This window comes from Mycobacterium hippophais, from assembly GCF_027529605.1.
GTDB lineage: Bacteria > Actinomycetota > Actinomycetes > Mycobacteriales > Mycobacteriaceae > Mycobacterium > Mycobacterium arseniciresistens.
Genome location: NZ_JAPZPY010000009.1, coordinates 138,582 through 152,552, shown reverse-complemented (window position 1 = coordinate 152,552; position 13,971 = coordinate 138,582). Strand labels below are relative to the sequence as shown.

Below are 13,971 nucleotides of genomic sequence, written 5' to 3'. Positions count from 1 at the left end.
CGGCGTCAGGGTCGTCCGGCTGTGGTGAACAGCACGCCCTCGGCGATCAGCCGGTCCACCTCGGCGACGTCGAGCCCCAGCACCTTCTGGCAGATCTCGCGGGTGTGCTCGCCGGGCATGGGCGCAGGACGCAGGTCGGCGGGCGGGATGTGCCGGTACCGGGTGGGGCCGGTCTCGGTCGGCATCGACATCGCGAACAGCGGGTGGGTCATCTCGGAGAACAGCGCGCGGTGCCGGACCTGGGGGTCGGCCAGCACGTCGGCCGCCCGATACATCGGTGCGGCAGGCACTCCCGCCGCCTGCATCGTCTCGGCCACCTCGTTCTTGTCGCGCCGGAAGGTCCACGCCGAGATCGCCGCCGGCTCCGCCGAGCCGACGACACCGGCCACCGCGTCACGGTCGGCAGCGGTGCGCATCGAGACGACACACCATTCGTCGTCACCGGCACACGGATGGACGCCGTGCACGCCGTCGTCGTCGTCGACCGGCAGCCCGGCCGCCCGCGCGGCCTGTGCGACGTACGTGACGGCCAGTTGGTTCACCGCCGCCTCCGCCTGCGAGATGTGCACGTGTGCACCGGTTCCGGAGCGGTCGCGGTCGATGAGCGCGGCCAGCGCCGCGATGGCCGTGATCCTTGCCGCGACGTGATCGGGGAAGATGGTCGTCGCATCGAAAGGAGTCGCGTCGGCAGAGTCCGCGGTGCCGTCACTCCAGAGCCGGGTGATGCCGGTGCTCGCCCGCACCAGCGGCCCGTAGCCCATGCGCGCACTCCACGGGCCGGTCGCGCCGAACGCGCTGCTCTCGGCCAGCACGATGCGAGGATTCAGTGCGCGCAGCCGGTCGTAGGAGAACCCCAGCGCACCGAGGGTCCCCGGCTTGAAATTCGCGAACACCGCGTCGGCCCCGGCCACCAGGCCGGCGAACACGTCGGCGCCCGCGGGATGCCGCAGATCCAGACCCAGGCTGTACTCGTTGCGGTGGGTCAGGGCCCACGACCGGCTCATCGGCTGCCCCGGCGCGGTCTGACGCAGCCCGTCGGGGTACGCCGCGCTCTCCACCTTGATCACCTCGGCGCCCAGGTCCGCGAACAGCCGGCCGAGCTCACCACCGGCCACGATCACCCCGAGATCGAGGATGCGCATGCCGTCGAACGGCCGCAGCGGCCGGTCTCCTGCCGCTGCTGCTGCCGAACGGGTTGCACTCCAGCCGTATTCAGCGTCACCGAGAGTCGGCGCGGGGCGCCGGTAGCCGACATGCTCTCCGTCGACGACGAACGGACCGGCGGGCACGTCGAGCTGCCGGCCGGCCACCGGCTCGATGACCGACAGCGCGCCCACCGCGCGGAAGTGCTCACACCGCAGCGCCTCGGCGGGGGTGAGCACCGCCGCGATCGGCACGCCGCGGGCCTGGCCCTGCTCGACCAGTTCGGCGACGGACCGGGACGCGAACAGTTCGGCGATCGCCGCGTTGAGTGCCTCCGACGCGGCGTAGCGGGCGGCGATGGTCTCGAACGACGGATCGGCGAAACGTTCGGGTTCGCCGAGCCACCGCCACATCCCGCGCCACTGCCGCGCCGAGAGCAGGCAGATCCGCACGTGACCGTCGGCGCATCCGAAGATCGGGTAGATCTGCTGGTTGCGGGGCCGGCCTCGCCACAGTTCGGCGGAGGGCTTCCGGCCCACCGCGGCCTGACCTTCCGAACCGAAGGGTGGATCGAGGGCCTGCACCACCGCCTCGAACCTGGCGAAGTCGATGTGTTCGCCGTGCCCGCCGCGCAGCCGGTGGAAATGGGCGACCAGAGCCGCCCAGGCCGCCTGCACGGCCGCCGTTCCCGAGGCCAGGCCCACGGGCGGCAGCACCGGCTCACCGCTGGTCGGTCCGGACCGCGACAGCGCCGTGGACAGCGCATAGAGCACCGGATCGGTGGCCCGCCACGCCGCGCGCGGGCCCGTCGCGCCGAAGTCGCTGACCGACAGCACCACCAGATGCGGCCATCGCGCCGCGACCGTCGCCTGCGGCAGCCCGAATGCTTCCAGCCTGCTGCGGGGTCCGCTGTCCACCACGATGTCCGCGTCGGCGAGCAGATCCGCGAACCGGGTCCGGTCGGCGGGCGACTGCGGGTCCAGCACGACGCTGCGCTTGTTGGCGTTGTGCACGGCGAAGGCGATGCTCGACCCGGCTGTCGACGGCCGCGCCTCCCGGTCGGCGGAGCCGCCGGGCGGTTCGATCATCAGCACGTCGGCCCCGAGATCGGCGTACATCCGGCCGATCCCAGCGGAGTCCGCGTCGCCGGCGTCGAGCACCCGCAGCGAGGCCAGCAGTGTCCGCACCGCCACAGGCTAGTGCGTACGCGGATCCGCTTGAAGATCACGTGTTCGGGTAGACGGTCGGCACCCGAAGTTCACCCGCCGTGACCAGAATGAGCCAGATGACCAGCCAGATGACCGACGAGTCGCTGTCCCCCACTCTCACCGACGACGAACTGGACCTGATCAACGCCTACTGGCGGGCCGCCAACTACCTGTCCGTCGGCCAGATCTACCTGCTGGACAATCCGCTGCTGCGCGAGGACCTCGCCGCCGAACACATCAAGCCGCGGCTGCTCGGGCACTGGGGCACCACCCCGGGGCTCAACCTCGTCTACGCCCACCTGAACCGCATCATCCGGGAACGCGACGCCGACGTCATCTACATCACCGGCCCCGGTCACGGTGGACCCGGACTGGTGGCCAACGCCTATCTCGAGGGCACCTACAGCGAGGTCTACTCCGGCATCGAGGAAGGCGTCGACGGGCTGCGGAAATTGTTCCGCCAGTTCTCGTTTCCCGGCGGCATCCCCAGCCATGTGGCCGCCGAGACGCCGGGTTCGATCCACGAGGGCGGCGAGCTCGGCTACGCGCTCGTGCACGCCTACGGCGCCGCCTTCGACAACCCGGACCTGGTGGTGGCCTGTGTGATCGGCGACGGTGAGGCCGAGACCGGCCCGCTGGCCGCCAGCTGGCACTCCAACAAGTTCCTCGATCCGGTGACCGACGGCGCGGTGCTGCCCATCCTGCACCTCAACGGATACAAGATCGCGAACCCGACGGTGCTGTCGCGCATCCCGCAGGAGGAACTCGAAGCGCTGTTCTACGGCTACGGGTACCGGCCGATCACCGTCGCGGGCGACGACCCCGCCAACGTGCACCAGCAGCTGGCCACTGCGCTGGACGAGGCGTTCGACCAGATCGCGGCGATCCAGCGGGCCGCCCGCCTCGACGGCGAGGCCGGCAGGCCGTTGTGGCCGATGATCGTGTTGCGCACCCCCAAGGGCTGGACCGGGCCGGAGAAGGTGGACGGCAAGAAGGTGGAGGGCACCTGGCGGGCGCATCAGGTGCCGCTGTCGGAGACCCACTCCAATCCCGAGCACATGGCCCAGCTCGAGGAGTGGCTGCGCAGCTACCGGCCTGAGGAGTTGTTCGACGACGACGGCCACCTGCGGCCCGAGCTGCGGTCGCTGGCGCCGGCCGGTGACCGGCGGATGAGCGCGAATCCGCACGCCAACGGCGGAGTGCTGCGGCGTGACCTCGATCTGCCCGACTTCGCCGACTACGCGGTGGACGTGCCCGCCCCCGCGGCGGAGTCCGCTGAAGCGACGAAGGTGCTCGGCACCTTCCTGCGCGACGTCATCGTTCGCAACCCGGACCGGTTCCGGCTGATGGGACCCGACGAGACCGCGTCGAACCGGTTGTCGCCGGTGTTCGAGGCCACCGACAAGGCGTGGGTCGCAGAGCTCGACCCTGATGACGAGAACTTGGCGCCGTCGGGCCGGGTGATGGAGGTGCTCTCCGAGCACCTCTGCCAGGGCTGGCTGGAGGGCTATCTGCTGACCGGGCGGCACGGACTGTTCAACTGCTACGAGGCGTTCGTGCACATCGTCGACTCGATGCTGAACCAGCACGCGAAATGGCTGTCGAGCAGCGCCGGGATCGAGTGGCGGCGGCCGATCTCGTCGCTGAACTACCTGCTGACGTCGCATGTGTGGCGCCAGGACCACAACGGCGCGTCGCACCAGGACCCGGGATTCATCGACCACGTCGCGAACAAGCGGCCCGAGGTGGTGCGGGTGTACCTGCCGCCGGACGCCAACACGCTGCTCTCGGTGGCCGACCACTGCCTGCGCAGCAAGCACTACATCAACGTGATCGTCGCGGGTAAGCAGCCGGCGCTGAACTACCTGACGATGGACGAGGCGATCGCGCACTGCACCCGCGGCGCCGGCATCTGGGAGTGGGCGGGCAGTGGTACCGGTGAGCCCGACGTCGTGCTGGCGTGCGCAGGCGACATCCCGACGCTGGAGACCGTCGCCGCCGCGGACATCCTGCGTAAACGGTTGCCGGAGCTGAAGGTCCGCGTGGTCAACGTCGTCGACATCATGCGGCTGCAACCCGAGTCGGAGCACCCGCACGGCCTGTCGGACCGCGAGTTCAACTCGCTGTTCACCGAGGACAAGCCGATCATCTTCGCCTATCACGGCTACCCCTGGCTGATTCACAGGCTGACCTACCGGCACGCCAACCACGCCCAGTTGCATGTGCGCGGCTTCAAGGAGCGCGGCACCACCACGACGCCGTTCGACATGGTGATGCTGAACGACCTCGACCGCTTTCACCTGGTGATGGACGTGATCGACCGGGTGGAGGGGCTGGGCACCCGGGCGGCCGAACTGCGCCAGGAGATGGCCGACGCCCGGTTGGCTGCGCGGCGCTACACCCGCGAGCACGGCGAGGACGATCCGGCCATCTCCGGGTGGACCTGGGAACCGAGCGACGGTTCGGCCGACTAGGGCATCCGCCCGGCGCCGGTAGAATCACCGCAAATGACCGACCTTGCCGCGGCGCCGGCCGACGCCGACCTGACTGCGCCGCGCGGGCTCCACGTCTACGTGGACATCGCCGTGGTGGTGGCGGTCCTGGTGGTCACCAATCTCGTCGCGCACTTCACGACGCCCTGGGCCAGCATCGCGACGGTGCCCGCGGCCGCGGTCGGGCTGATGCTGCTCGTGCGCGCCCGTGGCCTCGGCTGGACCGAACTGGGCCTCGGCCGTGAGCACTGGCGTTCCGGCGCCGGCTACGCGGCCGCCGCGGTGGGCCTCGTGGTCACGGTGATCGCCATCGGCGCGCTGCTGCCGTGGACGCGGCCGATGTTCATGAACAACAACTACGCGACGATCTCCGGTGCGCTGATCGCCTCGATGGTGGTGATCCCGCTGCAGACGGTCATTCCTGAAGAGCTGGCGTTCCGCGGCGTGCTGCACGGTGCGCTGACCCGGGCGTGGGGGTTCCGCGGCGTCGCCGCCGCCGGGTCGCTGCTGTTCGGACTGTGGCACATCGCCACGTCGTTCGGCCTGACCAGCGAGAACGTCGGCTTCACCAGACTGTTCGGCGCCGGGATGTGGGGCACCGTTGCCGGGGTGGTGCTGGCCGTCGTGGCGACCGGTATCGCCGGGTTCGTCTTCACCTGGCTGCGCCGTCGCAGCGGCAGCCTGCTCGCGCCGATCGCGCTGCACTGGTCGCTCAACGGGCTGGGCGCGCTCGCCGCGGCGCTGGTGTGGCACCTGTCCATGTAGTCGAGACGTCCCAGGCGGGGCGCAATTGAATCTGCGTCCTGGCGGTCGTCACTCGCACGGTCGGGCCTGCGCGCAGAGTCGACGCGGTCATAGGCCCGAGCATGCCGAACGGGCGCCGCAGTCGATCGCTCGACGTGTGCGACGCCCGTTCGGGTCAGCTCTTGGTCAGGACGGCGGGCGCATCTCCGGTGCCGTGTTCGGATCCACCGGCACCGCGACTCCCACGCCCGGCCGCGGCGGCGGGGCGTTCGGGTCCGGCGGGGGCGCATTGGGATCGGCCGGAGGCGGCGGTGCGTCGGCAGGCGGGGGCGGCGGCGGCGACCACGGCCGGATCGAGTTGGCCAGTGCCACCGCGGCGCCCTTGTCGACGGGATTGTTCGCCGAGCCGAGCCAGACCACGAACCAGCGTTCCGGGGTGCGCTGCCCGCGCGGGGTGCCCGCGGGAGTCGGCTGGCCTACGACCCCGGCCCAGATCTGTCCGGTGGGCTTGGCGGCGTCGGTGAACTTCACCTCGTAGTACGACGCGACACCGGGCATACCCGCCGCGTCGAGCTGGACGGTCTCCTGACCGAGCCGGGTGCCCGGGAAGGGCATGAAGAACTCGCCCATGTCGGACGCGAGACGCTGTGCGGCCTTGGTGTTGTCGGCCTCGGCGCCCGCGAAGAGCTTGAGGTCCAACCGGCCGAGCAGCACGCTGGTGTCGCTCGGCGGCTCGGCGCCCTCGGGCGCGATCCGGTTGAGCAGCGCCTGGCCGTAGGACAGCTGCGTGGCGTCCGAGACCTTCCAGCCGGCGGGCACCACGTAGCTGAAACCACCCGCGGCGTTGTCGACCCGGCCGGCCTCGGCCGCGGGCGGGGCGTTGGGATCCGCGGGCGGCGGCGCCGGGGCGTTGGGGTCCGCCGGCGGAGGCGGCGGGGCATTGGGGTCCGCGGGCGGCGGCCCAGGCGCGTTCGGATCGGCCGGCGGAGGAGGCGGCGCGTTCGGATCGGCGGGAGGAGGCGGCGGCGCGTTGGGCGGGGGCGGCGGTTGCCCGATGAACGTGTTGCCCTGAGGCGGTGGGGGTGGCGGCGGCGTGGGCTCAGGCTGCGCGTTGGCGATCGGCAGGGTGAGCGCCGCCACGGCGATACTCGTCGAGGCCGCGAGCGCCAGCGTCGTCGAGAGACCCTTACGTCGTCGTGCGGAAGTCGCGTCCGGCTGCACCATGGAGAAGAAACTACCGTGTTACCGCCGTGACGCAAGTGTGAGTTGATTAAAAAGTGCTCTAATGAGCGGTTGCTGTGATCGAACCGACGCAGCTCAACGCACTCTTGGGAGATTGCTGACATGGCAGCTCCCCGGGGCGCCACGCCGGTCCCGGTGGCCGCCCGGGCCCATCGCTCGACGGGCGGTCTGCTCAATGAATCGCATCGCTGACCACCACCGTTACCGACATGTGCCGCGTCGCTCGCGCGTCGGATTTCCCGGGCTAGCTACTGTCCAGTAACATCGGCGCTTGATCGGCGCGCCACCGCGCGCGGGTCATCCGCGACGAGGAGGTCAACCGATGGACGTGCTGGTCACCGGAGGCGACACCGATCTGGGACGCGCGATCGCGGCCGGCTTCCGCACCGAGGGCCACACCGTGGTCATCTCCGGGGCGCGCCGCGACGATTTGGAGGTCGCCGCCAAGGAGCTCGACGTCGACTCGATCCTGTTCGACAACACCGACCCGGCCAGCATCGAGGACGCGCGCGGACTGTTCCCGCACCACCTCGACGCCCTGGTCAATGTCCCCGCACCGGGCTGGCAGCCCGGCGACCCCCGGACGTTCTCCCTCGCCGACACGGCGGCGGCGTGGCGTGCGGCGCTCGACGCCACCGTGCTGTCGGCCGTGCTCACCACCCAGATCGTCGGTGACCACCTGCGCTCGGGCGGCTCGATCGTCAACGTCGTGCCGGAGAGTGCGCGCCCAGGCAGTGCCGACGCCGCGGTCAAGGCCGCTCTGAGCGAGTGGACCGCCGGTCAGGCGGGCTACTTCGGCACCCGCGGCATCACCGTCAACGCCGTGGCCTCGGGCCGCAGCGCAGACGCCGGTTACGACGGCCTCAGCACCACCCCGCCGTCGGTCGCCGAGGAGTTCGCCCGGCTGGCGCTGTTCCTCAGCACGCCTGCGGCACGCCACATCACCGGGCAGACACTGCATGTCAGCCGGGGTGCGCTGGCGAACTTCGGCTAGGGGGTTAGGGTCGACGGAGTGACGATTCGACTCGGACTCCAGATCCCCAACTTCTCCTACGGCAGCGGCGTCGCCGAGATCTTCCCCACCGTCATCGCGCAGGCCCAGGAAGCCGAGGCCGCCGGCTTCGACTCGGTCTTCGTGATGGACCACTTCTATCAGCTGCCCGGCCTGGGCACCCCCGACCAGCCGATGCTCGAGGCGTACACCGCCCTCGGCGGCCTGGCCACGGCGACCGAGCGCGTCCAGCTCGGCACGCTGGTCACCGGCAACACCTACCGGAATCCGACGCTGCTGGCCAAGGCCATCACCACGCTCGACGTGATCAGCCAGGGCCGCGCGGTGCTCGGCATCGGCACCGGCTGGTTCGAGCTCGAGCACGACCAGCTCGGCTACGAGTTCGGCACCTTCACCGACCGGTTCAACAAGCTCGGCGAGGCGCTGCAGATCATCCTGCCGATGCTCGCCGGCGAGCGGCCGACGTTCAACGGCAAGTACTACCGCACCCAGGACGCGATGGCCGAGCCGCGCCTGCGCGACCACATCCCGCTGATGATCGGCGGCAGTGGCGAGAAGAAGACCATTCCGTTGGCGGCCAAGCACTTCGACCACCTCAACATCATCGCGGGCTTCGACGAGCTGCCCCGCAAGGTCCAGGTCGTCAACGAGGCCTGCGAGAAGATCGACCGCGACCCGGCGACGCTCGAGACCAGCATGCTGGTGATGGCCCTGATCGACGACAACGTCACCGCCGACATGATTCCCGACGACTTCAAGGACCGGGTGGCCTTCGGTGGCGCCGAGCAGATCGCCGAGCAGGTCAAGACCAAGGTGCTCGACGCGGGGGTCGACGGCGTCATCCTGAGCCCGGTCACGAACATCGACGGGTACCACCCCGGGCGCATAACGGATGTCGCCGCCGCGTTGAAGCCGATGCTGGCTGGGTAAACAGTCGGTGCGGTGCGCTATCTCACCGCGCCCGCGGGATGCCCGCCCACTAGCCTAGTGGTTGTACTGAACGAGAAGACGTTCGTCGAGGAGTTGCAGATGAGCCACCCCGGAGCCACCGTGTCCGACCGGCACAAGGTCGTCATCGTCGGATCGGGGTTCGGTGGATTGACCGCCGCCAAGACCCTGAAGCGTGCCGACGTCGACATCAAGCTGATCGCGCGCACCACCCACCACCTGTTCCAGCCGCTGCTGTACCAGGTGGCGACCGGGATCATCTCCGAGGGCGAGATCGCGCCCGCGACCCGGGTGGTGCTGCGCAAGCAGCGGAACGCGCAGGTGCTGCTCGGCGACGTCACCCACGTCGACCTCGAGAACAAGCTCGTGCACTCGGAGCTTCTCGGCCACGACTACGCGACGCCTTACGACAGCCTGATCATCGCTGCGGGCGCGGGCCAGTCTTACTTCGGCAACGACCACTTCGCCGAGTGGGCGCCGGGCATGAAGTCGATCGACGACGCCTTGGAGCTGCGCGGGCGGATCCTCGGCGCCTTCGAACAGGCCGAGCGGTCCAGCGACCCCGAACGCCGCGCGAAGCTGCTGACGTTCGTGGTGGTCGGCGCAGGCCCCACCGGTGTCGAGATGGCCGGTCAGATCGCCGAACTGGCCGACCACACCCTCAAGGGCACGTTCCGCCACATCGACTCCACCAGGGCCCGGGTGATCCTGCTCGACGCCGCGCCCGCGGTGCTGCCGCCGATGGGCGAGAAGCTGGGCAACAAGGCCAAGGCCCGGCTGGAAAAGATGGGCGTCGAGATCCAGCTCAACGCGATGGTCACCGACGTCGACCGCAACGGCATCACCGTCAAGGATCCCGACGGCAGCGTGCGGCGCATCGAATCGGCGTGCAAGGTGTGGTCTGCCGGTGTCTCGGCGAGCCCGCTCGGCAAGGACCTCGCTGCGCAGTCGGGTGTCGAGCTCGACCGGGCCGGCCGGGTCAAGGTGCAGCCCGACCTGTCGCTGCCCGGCCACCCGAACGTCTTCGTGGTGGGCGACATGGCGGCCGTCGAAGGCGTGCCCGGCATGGCCCAGGGCGCGATCCAGGGCGGCAAGTACGCCGCGCGGCTGATCAAGAACGAGGTCAAGGGCGCCAATCCGGCGTTCCGCGAACCGTTCGAGTACTTCGACAAGGGCTCCATGGCCACGGTCTCGCGGTTCAACGCCGTGGCGAAGATCGGCCCGCTGGAGTTCGGCGGCTTCATCGCATGGTTGGCGTGGTTGGTGCTGCACCTGGTCTACCTGGTCGGCTTCAAGACCAAGATCGTCACGCTGCTGTCGTGGACGGTGACGTTCCTCGGCCGCAACCGCGGACAGCTGACCATCACCGAACAGCAGGCCTACGCCCGCACGCGCATCGAGGAACTCGAGGAGATAGCGGCGGCGGTGACCGAGACCGAACGGGAGAGGGAGCAGGCGGCTAGTTAGTCAGCCGCTCCCCCTGCCAGGTGGTGAGCCAACCGCCGGCGGCCAGGGCGAGCTCGGTGCCGTTGGCCGCCGGTGCACGGTCCGGGTAGCTCAGTTCGCTCACGCATGCGCGCGGCGCGCCGAGGACGTCGTCGGCGACGGTGTCGTCGCCCAGTTCGATGCGGTGCCGCAACATCGGTGCGCCGTCGAGGTCGGCGTGCATGGACCCGGACCAGAAGCCTTGGCGTTCACCGGTTCTGCCGATCTGGATCCGCTCGCGAAGGCGGATGCGCCCGGCTCCGGTCAACCGCAGCCGGGTGAGCGTGACGTGCCGGGACGCACCGGCCACGACGGTCGGCTGCGGGTCGACGTCCAGCTCGCCCGCCGACTCGATGTCCCAGTGGGCCGTCGATTCCGGCGTGCCGGATCCGGGCAGCACCAGGGTCGCCGCGGCGGTGCGCACCTGCAGCCGGGCGCCGGGTTCGACGACGATGCGCACGGAGATCAGGTCGCCGCCCAGCGGCGTGGCGGCCGCGGACACCAGGTGCACGGTGTCGGGACCGGTGCGCCGGGCGGCCAGTCCCCCGCTGCACTCCAGTCGCGGCGGACGTCCCGGGCAGGCGATGATCGCGACGTCGGACCTCATGGTGCAGGCGCGGACACCGGCGCGCGCAGTTGTTCGGTGACCCAGGCCAGCACGGGGCCCGCGGTCGGGTCCTCGGTCAGCGAGATGAGCGCCGTGGGACGGTCGCCGCGGACCTTGGCCGCATCGCGGCGCATCACGTCGAGGTCCGCGCCGACCAGCGGCGCCAGGTCGGTCTTGTTGACCACCAGCAGATCGGAGAACGTGACGCCGGGTCCGCCCTTGCGCGGCACCTTGTCCCCACCGGCCACGTCGATGACGAAGATCTGCGCGTCGACCAGTCCGGAGGAGAAGGTGGCGGTCAGGTTGTCACCGCCGGACTCCACGAGGATGAGGTCGAGGCGGGCGTCCGGACGATGGTGCGCGGCGATCAGGTCGTCGATGGCGTCGAGGTTGGCGGTGATGTCGTCGCGGATCGCGGTGTGCGGGCATCCGCCGGTCTGCACCGCGGCGATCCGCTCGTCGGGGAGCACGGCGTTGCGGCGCAGGAAGTCGGCGTCCTCGGTGGTGTAGATGTCGTTGGTGAGCACGGCCAGTGACAGCTCGTCGCGCAGCTGTCGGCACAGCGCGGCCACCAGTGCGGTCTTGCCGGAGCCGACGGGTCCGCCGACACCGATCCGCAGCGGCTCCCCCGGCGTTCGTTCGCGTCGCGGGCGGTCGCGGTGGTCGTGCGGTTGGCCGTCCAGGAAATGCGGTGGCATACAGGGCCTATCGGTAGTGGAGTTACGAGGAGAACAACGGTCGTTCGCGCTGGGCGTGCCGTTCGGCGAGCACGTCGAGCATCGGATCGGACAGGTCGGCGAGTTCCTTGGCGGCCGCCGCCGCGGTCTGGCCGCACAGTGCCGACAGCGCGAAGGTCACGGCGGCGACGTCACCGGGATCCAGCGCCAGCAGTCGCTGCGCGGCGGTCGCCGATCCGGTCATCGTCGTGTACACCACCGACACCGCGGTGTGCTCGGCGCTCAGACCGCTCGCCGCGCCCACCCCGCCGGCTGCCACGGCGAGGTGCGGCCTGACCCCGAGCGGCTGCCAGTCGGCGTCCGGCCACACCCGGCGCGCCAGCCTCAGCAGCCCGCGGCCCTGGGCCCGCGATGCCGCCCGCGCCGCGGGTGACGGTGTGCGGGCGTCGGTTTCGCGGTCGGCCTGGACCACCGAGCAGGTGCCGGTGTGGACGGCGGCCGCCAGGGACGCGGTCACCAGGCCATGGGTCCTGATGCGCCGCACCAGATAAGCGCGCAGCGTTGCCAGGTCGAACACCAGCCCGGCGGTGACAGCCTCCTCGACGCCGCCGGAGTGCACGTGCCCTCCGGTGGGTAGCCGCGAGTCCGCCAGCGTCAGCAGGGTGGTCAGGGCAGTCATGCGCTAGAAGAGGAAGTAGCGCTGGGCCATCGGCAGTTCGGCGGCAGGCTGCTCCTGCCAGACGTCGCCGTCGATACGCACCGTGAAGGTGTCGGGGTCGACCTCGATGCGGGGCATGGCGTCGTTGTGCGGCATGTCCGTCTTGCCGACACCGCGCACATCGCCCACCGCGACGAGGCGCCGGCTGACCGCCAGCCGGTCGGCTAGTCTGTCCTCGATCGCCTGAGGCGCCACGAAGTGCACCGAGGTGGCGGCAGCGGCACGTGCGTCGGCGCCGAACATCGGGCGCGGCAGCACGGGCTGCGGTGTGGGGATCGACGCGTTCGCGTCGCCCATCGCCGCCCACGCGATCATCCCGCCCTTGATCACCGCATGCGGCCGGACACCGAAGAAGGCGGGTTCCCACAGCACCAGGTCGGCGAGCTTGCCGACCTCGACCGAGCCGATCTCGTGGTCCAGCCCATGGGCGACGGCCGGGCAGATCGTATACTTCGCCACGTAGCGGCGCACCCGGTTGTTGTCCGCCGCAACGTCTCCCGCCAGGGCACCACGGCGGCGCTTCATCACGTGCGCGGTCTGCCAGGTGCGCAGCACCACCTCACCGATGCGGCCCATCGCCTGGGCGTCGCTGCCGATCATCGAGATCGCACCCAGGTCGTGCAGCAGGTCCTCGGCGGCGATCGTCGACGGCCGGATGCGGCTTTCGGCGAAGGCGAGATCCTCAGGGACGCTGGGGTTGAGGTGATGGCACACCATCAGCATGTCCAGGTGCTCGTCGAGGGTGTTCACGGTGTGCGGCCGGGTCGGATTGGTCGAACTCGGCAGCACGTACGGTTCGGCCGCAACCGTGATGATGTCCGGTGCGTGCCCGCCACCAGCGCCCTCGGTGTGATACGCGTGGATGGACCGGCCCGCGATCGCGCCGACGGTGTCCTCGACGAACCCCGCCTCGTTCAGGGTGTCGGAATGCAGCGCCACCTGCACCCCGGACGCGTCGGCCACCCGCAGGCAGGCGTCGATGGCCGCGGGGGTCGAGCCCCAGTCCTCGTGCAGCTTGAAACCCGATGCACCGCCTCGCAACTGCTCCCACATCGATTCCGCGCTGACGGTGTTGCCCTTGCCGAGCAGCGCGATGTTCATCGGCCAGGAGTCCAGCGCCTCGAGCATGCGGGCCAGGTGCCAGGCGCCGGGGGTGACCGTGGTGGCCTTGCTGCCCTCCGCCGGGCCGGTGCCGCCGCCGATCAGTGTGGTGATGCCGCCGGCCAGCGCCTCGCCCATGATCTGCGGGCAGATGAAGTGCACGTGGCAGTCGATCCCGCCCGCGGTGAGGATGCGGCCGTTGCCTGCGATGATCTCGGTCGACGGCCCGACCACCAGGTCGCGGTGCACGCCGTCCATGATGTCGGGGTTGCCAGCCTTGCCGATCGCGACGATGCGGCCGTCGCGGATGCCGATGTCTGCCTTGATGATTCCCCAGTGGTCGATGATCACCGCGCCGGTGATCACCGTGTCGGGGGCACCGTCGGCGCGGGTCGCGCGGCCCTGGCCCATCGACTCCCGCAGCACCTTGCCGCCGCCGAACACCGCCTCGTCACCGGCCAGTCCCGGTCCGCCGCTGCGGTCCTCGGTGATCTCGACGAACAGGTCGGTGTCGGCCAACCGGATCCGGTCGCCGGTGGTCGGCCCGAACAGCGCGGCATACCGGGACCGCGACAGGCCGCTCATCGGTGCGCC

General features: G+C 70.4%; 11 protein-coding genes. 5 read left to right on the top strand and 6 right to left on the bottom strand.

What is annotated here, in order from left to right; genetic code table 11:
* Positions 1-5 precede the first annotated feature (5 nt).
* A complete protein-coding gene (locus tag O6P37_RS19280) occupies positions 6-2,330 on the bottom strand; it encodes a CaiB/BaiF CoA-transferase family protein (RefSeq protein WP_269895576.1) in 2,325 nt (774 codons plus the stop codon).
* Positions 2,331-2,440: 110 nt separating this feature from the next.
* On the opposite strand from O6P37_RS19280, the gene O6P37_RS19275 reads away from it, so the two are divergent.
* The gene (locus O6P37_RS19275) at positions 2,441-4,825 is read left to right on the top strand and encodes a phosphoketolase family protein (RefSeq protein WP_269895672.1); all 2,385 of its coding nucleotides are present in this window, start codon (positions 2,441-2,443) and stop codon (positions 4,823-4,825) included.
* A 33-nt stretch (positions 4,826-4,858) separates the two neighbouring features.
* A complete protein-coding gene (locus O6P37_RS19270) occupies positions 4,859-5,608 on the top strand; it encodes a CPBP family intramembrane glutamic endopeptidase (protein WP_269895575.1) in 750 nt (249 codons plus the stop codon).
* A gap of 165 nt (positions 5,609-5,773) precedes the next feature.
* Here O6P37_RS19270 and O6P37_RS19265 read toward each other — a convergent pair whose 3' ends face one another.
* A complete protein-coding gene (locus O6P37_RS19265; protein ID WP_269895574.1) occupies positions 5,774-6,811 on the bottom strand; it encodes an alanine and proline-rich secreted protein Apa in 1,038 nt (345 codons plus the stop codon).
* Positions 6,812-7,151: 340 nt separating this feature from the next.
* Between O6P37_RS19265 and O6P37_RS19260 the strand changes: the two genes are divergently transcribed.
* The 3 genes from O6P37_RS19260 to O6P37_RS19250 all read left to right on the top strand — a co-directional run bounded on the left by O6P37_RS19260 (position 7,152) and on the right by O6P37_RS19250 (position 10,256).
* Positions 7,152-7,823 (top strand): SDR family oxidoreductase, encoded by a 672-nt coding sequence (locus O6P37_RS19260; protein ID WP_269895573.1) that lies wholly within the window; start codon positions 7,152-7,154, stop codon positions 7,821-7,823.
* Between the two features lie 18 nt (positions 7,824-7,841).
* On the top strand, positions 7,842-8,771 hold the full coding sequence (locus tag O6P37_RS19255) for an LLM class F420-dependent oxidoreductase (RefSeq protein WP_269895572.1): 930 nt from the start codon (positions 7,842-7,844) through the stop codon (positions 8,769-8,771).
* A 99-nt stretch (positions 8,772-8,870) separates the two neighbouring features.
* Entirely contained in the window at positions 8,871-10,256 is a 1,386-nt protein-coding gene (locus tag O6P37_RS19250) for an NAD(P)/FAD-dependent oxidoreductase (protein ID WP_269895671.1), read from the top strand.
* Here O6P37_RS19250 and O6P37_RS19245 read toward each other — a convergent pair.
* The 4 genes from O6P37_RS19245 to O6P37_RS19230 are packed head-to-tail and all read right to left on the bottom strand — an operon-like array spanning position 10,249 to position 13,962.
* On the bottom strand, positions 10,249-10,881 hold the full coding sequence (locus tag O6P37_RS19245) for an urease accessory protein UreD (RefSeq protein ID WP_269895571.1): 633 nt from the start codon (positions 10,879-10,881) through the stop codon (positions 10,249-10,251). The genes O6P37_RS19250 and O6P37_RS19245 overlap by 8 nt on opposite strands.
* Complete coding sequence (gene ureG, locus O6P37_RS19240; RefSeq protein ID WP_264011832.1) at positions 10,878-11,579, bottom strand: urease accessory protein UreG; 702 nt, start codon at positions 11,577-11,579, stop codon at positions 10,878-10,880. The genes O6P37_RS19245 and ureG overlap by 4 nt, the downstream gene beginning before the upstream one ends.
* A gap of 22 nt (positions 11,580-11,601) precedes the next feature.
* Positions 11,602-12,237 carry an urease accessory protein UreF gene (locus O6P37_RS19235; RefSeq protein ID WP_269895570.1) on the bottom strand — a complete coding sequence of 212 codons (636 nt, stop codon included), beginning with the start codon at positions 12,235-12,237 and terminating at the stop codon, positions 11,602-11,604.
* 3 nt (positions 12,238-12,240) lie between these two features.
* Positions 12,241-13,962 carry an urease subunit alpha gene (locus tag O6P37_RS19230; protein WP_269895569.1) on the bottom strand — a complete coding sequence of 574 codons (1,722 nt, stop codon included), beginning with the start codon at positions 13,960-13,962 and terminating at the stop codon, positions 12,241-12,243.
* Positions 13,963-13,971 lie beyond the last annotated feature (9 nt).

Coding starts and splice junctions, on each gene's coding strand:
- O6P37_RS19275 (WP_269895672.1), top strand. CDS start 2,441: ATGACCGACGAGTCGCTGTCCCCCACTCTCACCGACGACGAACTGGAC.
- O6P37_RS19270 (WP_269895575.1), top strand. CDS start 4,859: ATGACCGACCTTGCCGCGGCGCCGGCCGACGCCGACCTGACTGCGCCG.
- O6P37_RS19265 (WP_269895574.1), bottom strand. CDS start 6,811: ATGGTGCAGCCGGACGCGACTTCCGCACGACGACGTAAGGGTCTCTCG.
- O6P37_RS19260 (WP_269895573.1), top strand. CDS start 7,152: ATGGACGTGCTGGTCACCGGAGGCGACACCGATCTGGGACGCGCGATC.
- O6P37_RS19250 (WP_269895671.1), top strand. CDS start 8,871: ATGAGCCACCCCGGAGCCACCGTGTCCGACCGGCACAAGGTCGTCATC.
- O6P37_RS19245 (WP_269895571.1), bottom strand. CDS start 10,881: ATGAGGTCCGACGTCGCGATCATCGCCTGCCCGGGACGTCCGCCGCGA.
- ureG (WP_264011832.1), bottom strand. CDS start 11,579: ATGCCACCGCATTTCCTGGACGGCCAACCGCACGACCACCGCGACCGC.
- O6P37_RS19235 (WP_269895570.1), bottom strand. CDS start 12,237: ATGACTGCCCTGACCACCCTGCTGACGCTGGCGGACTCGCGGCTACCC.
- O6P37_RS19230 (WP_269895569.1), bottom strand. CDS start 13,962: ATGAGCGGCCTGTCGCGGTCCCGGTATGCCGCGCTGTTCGGGCCGACC.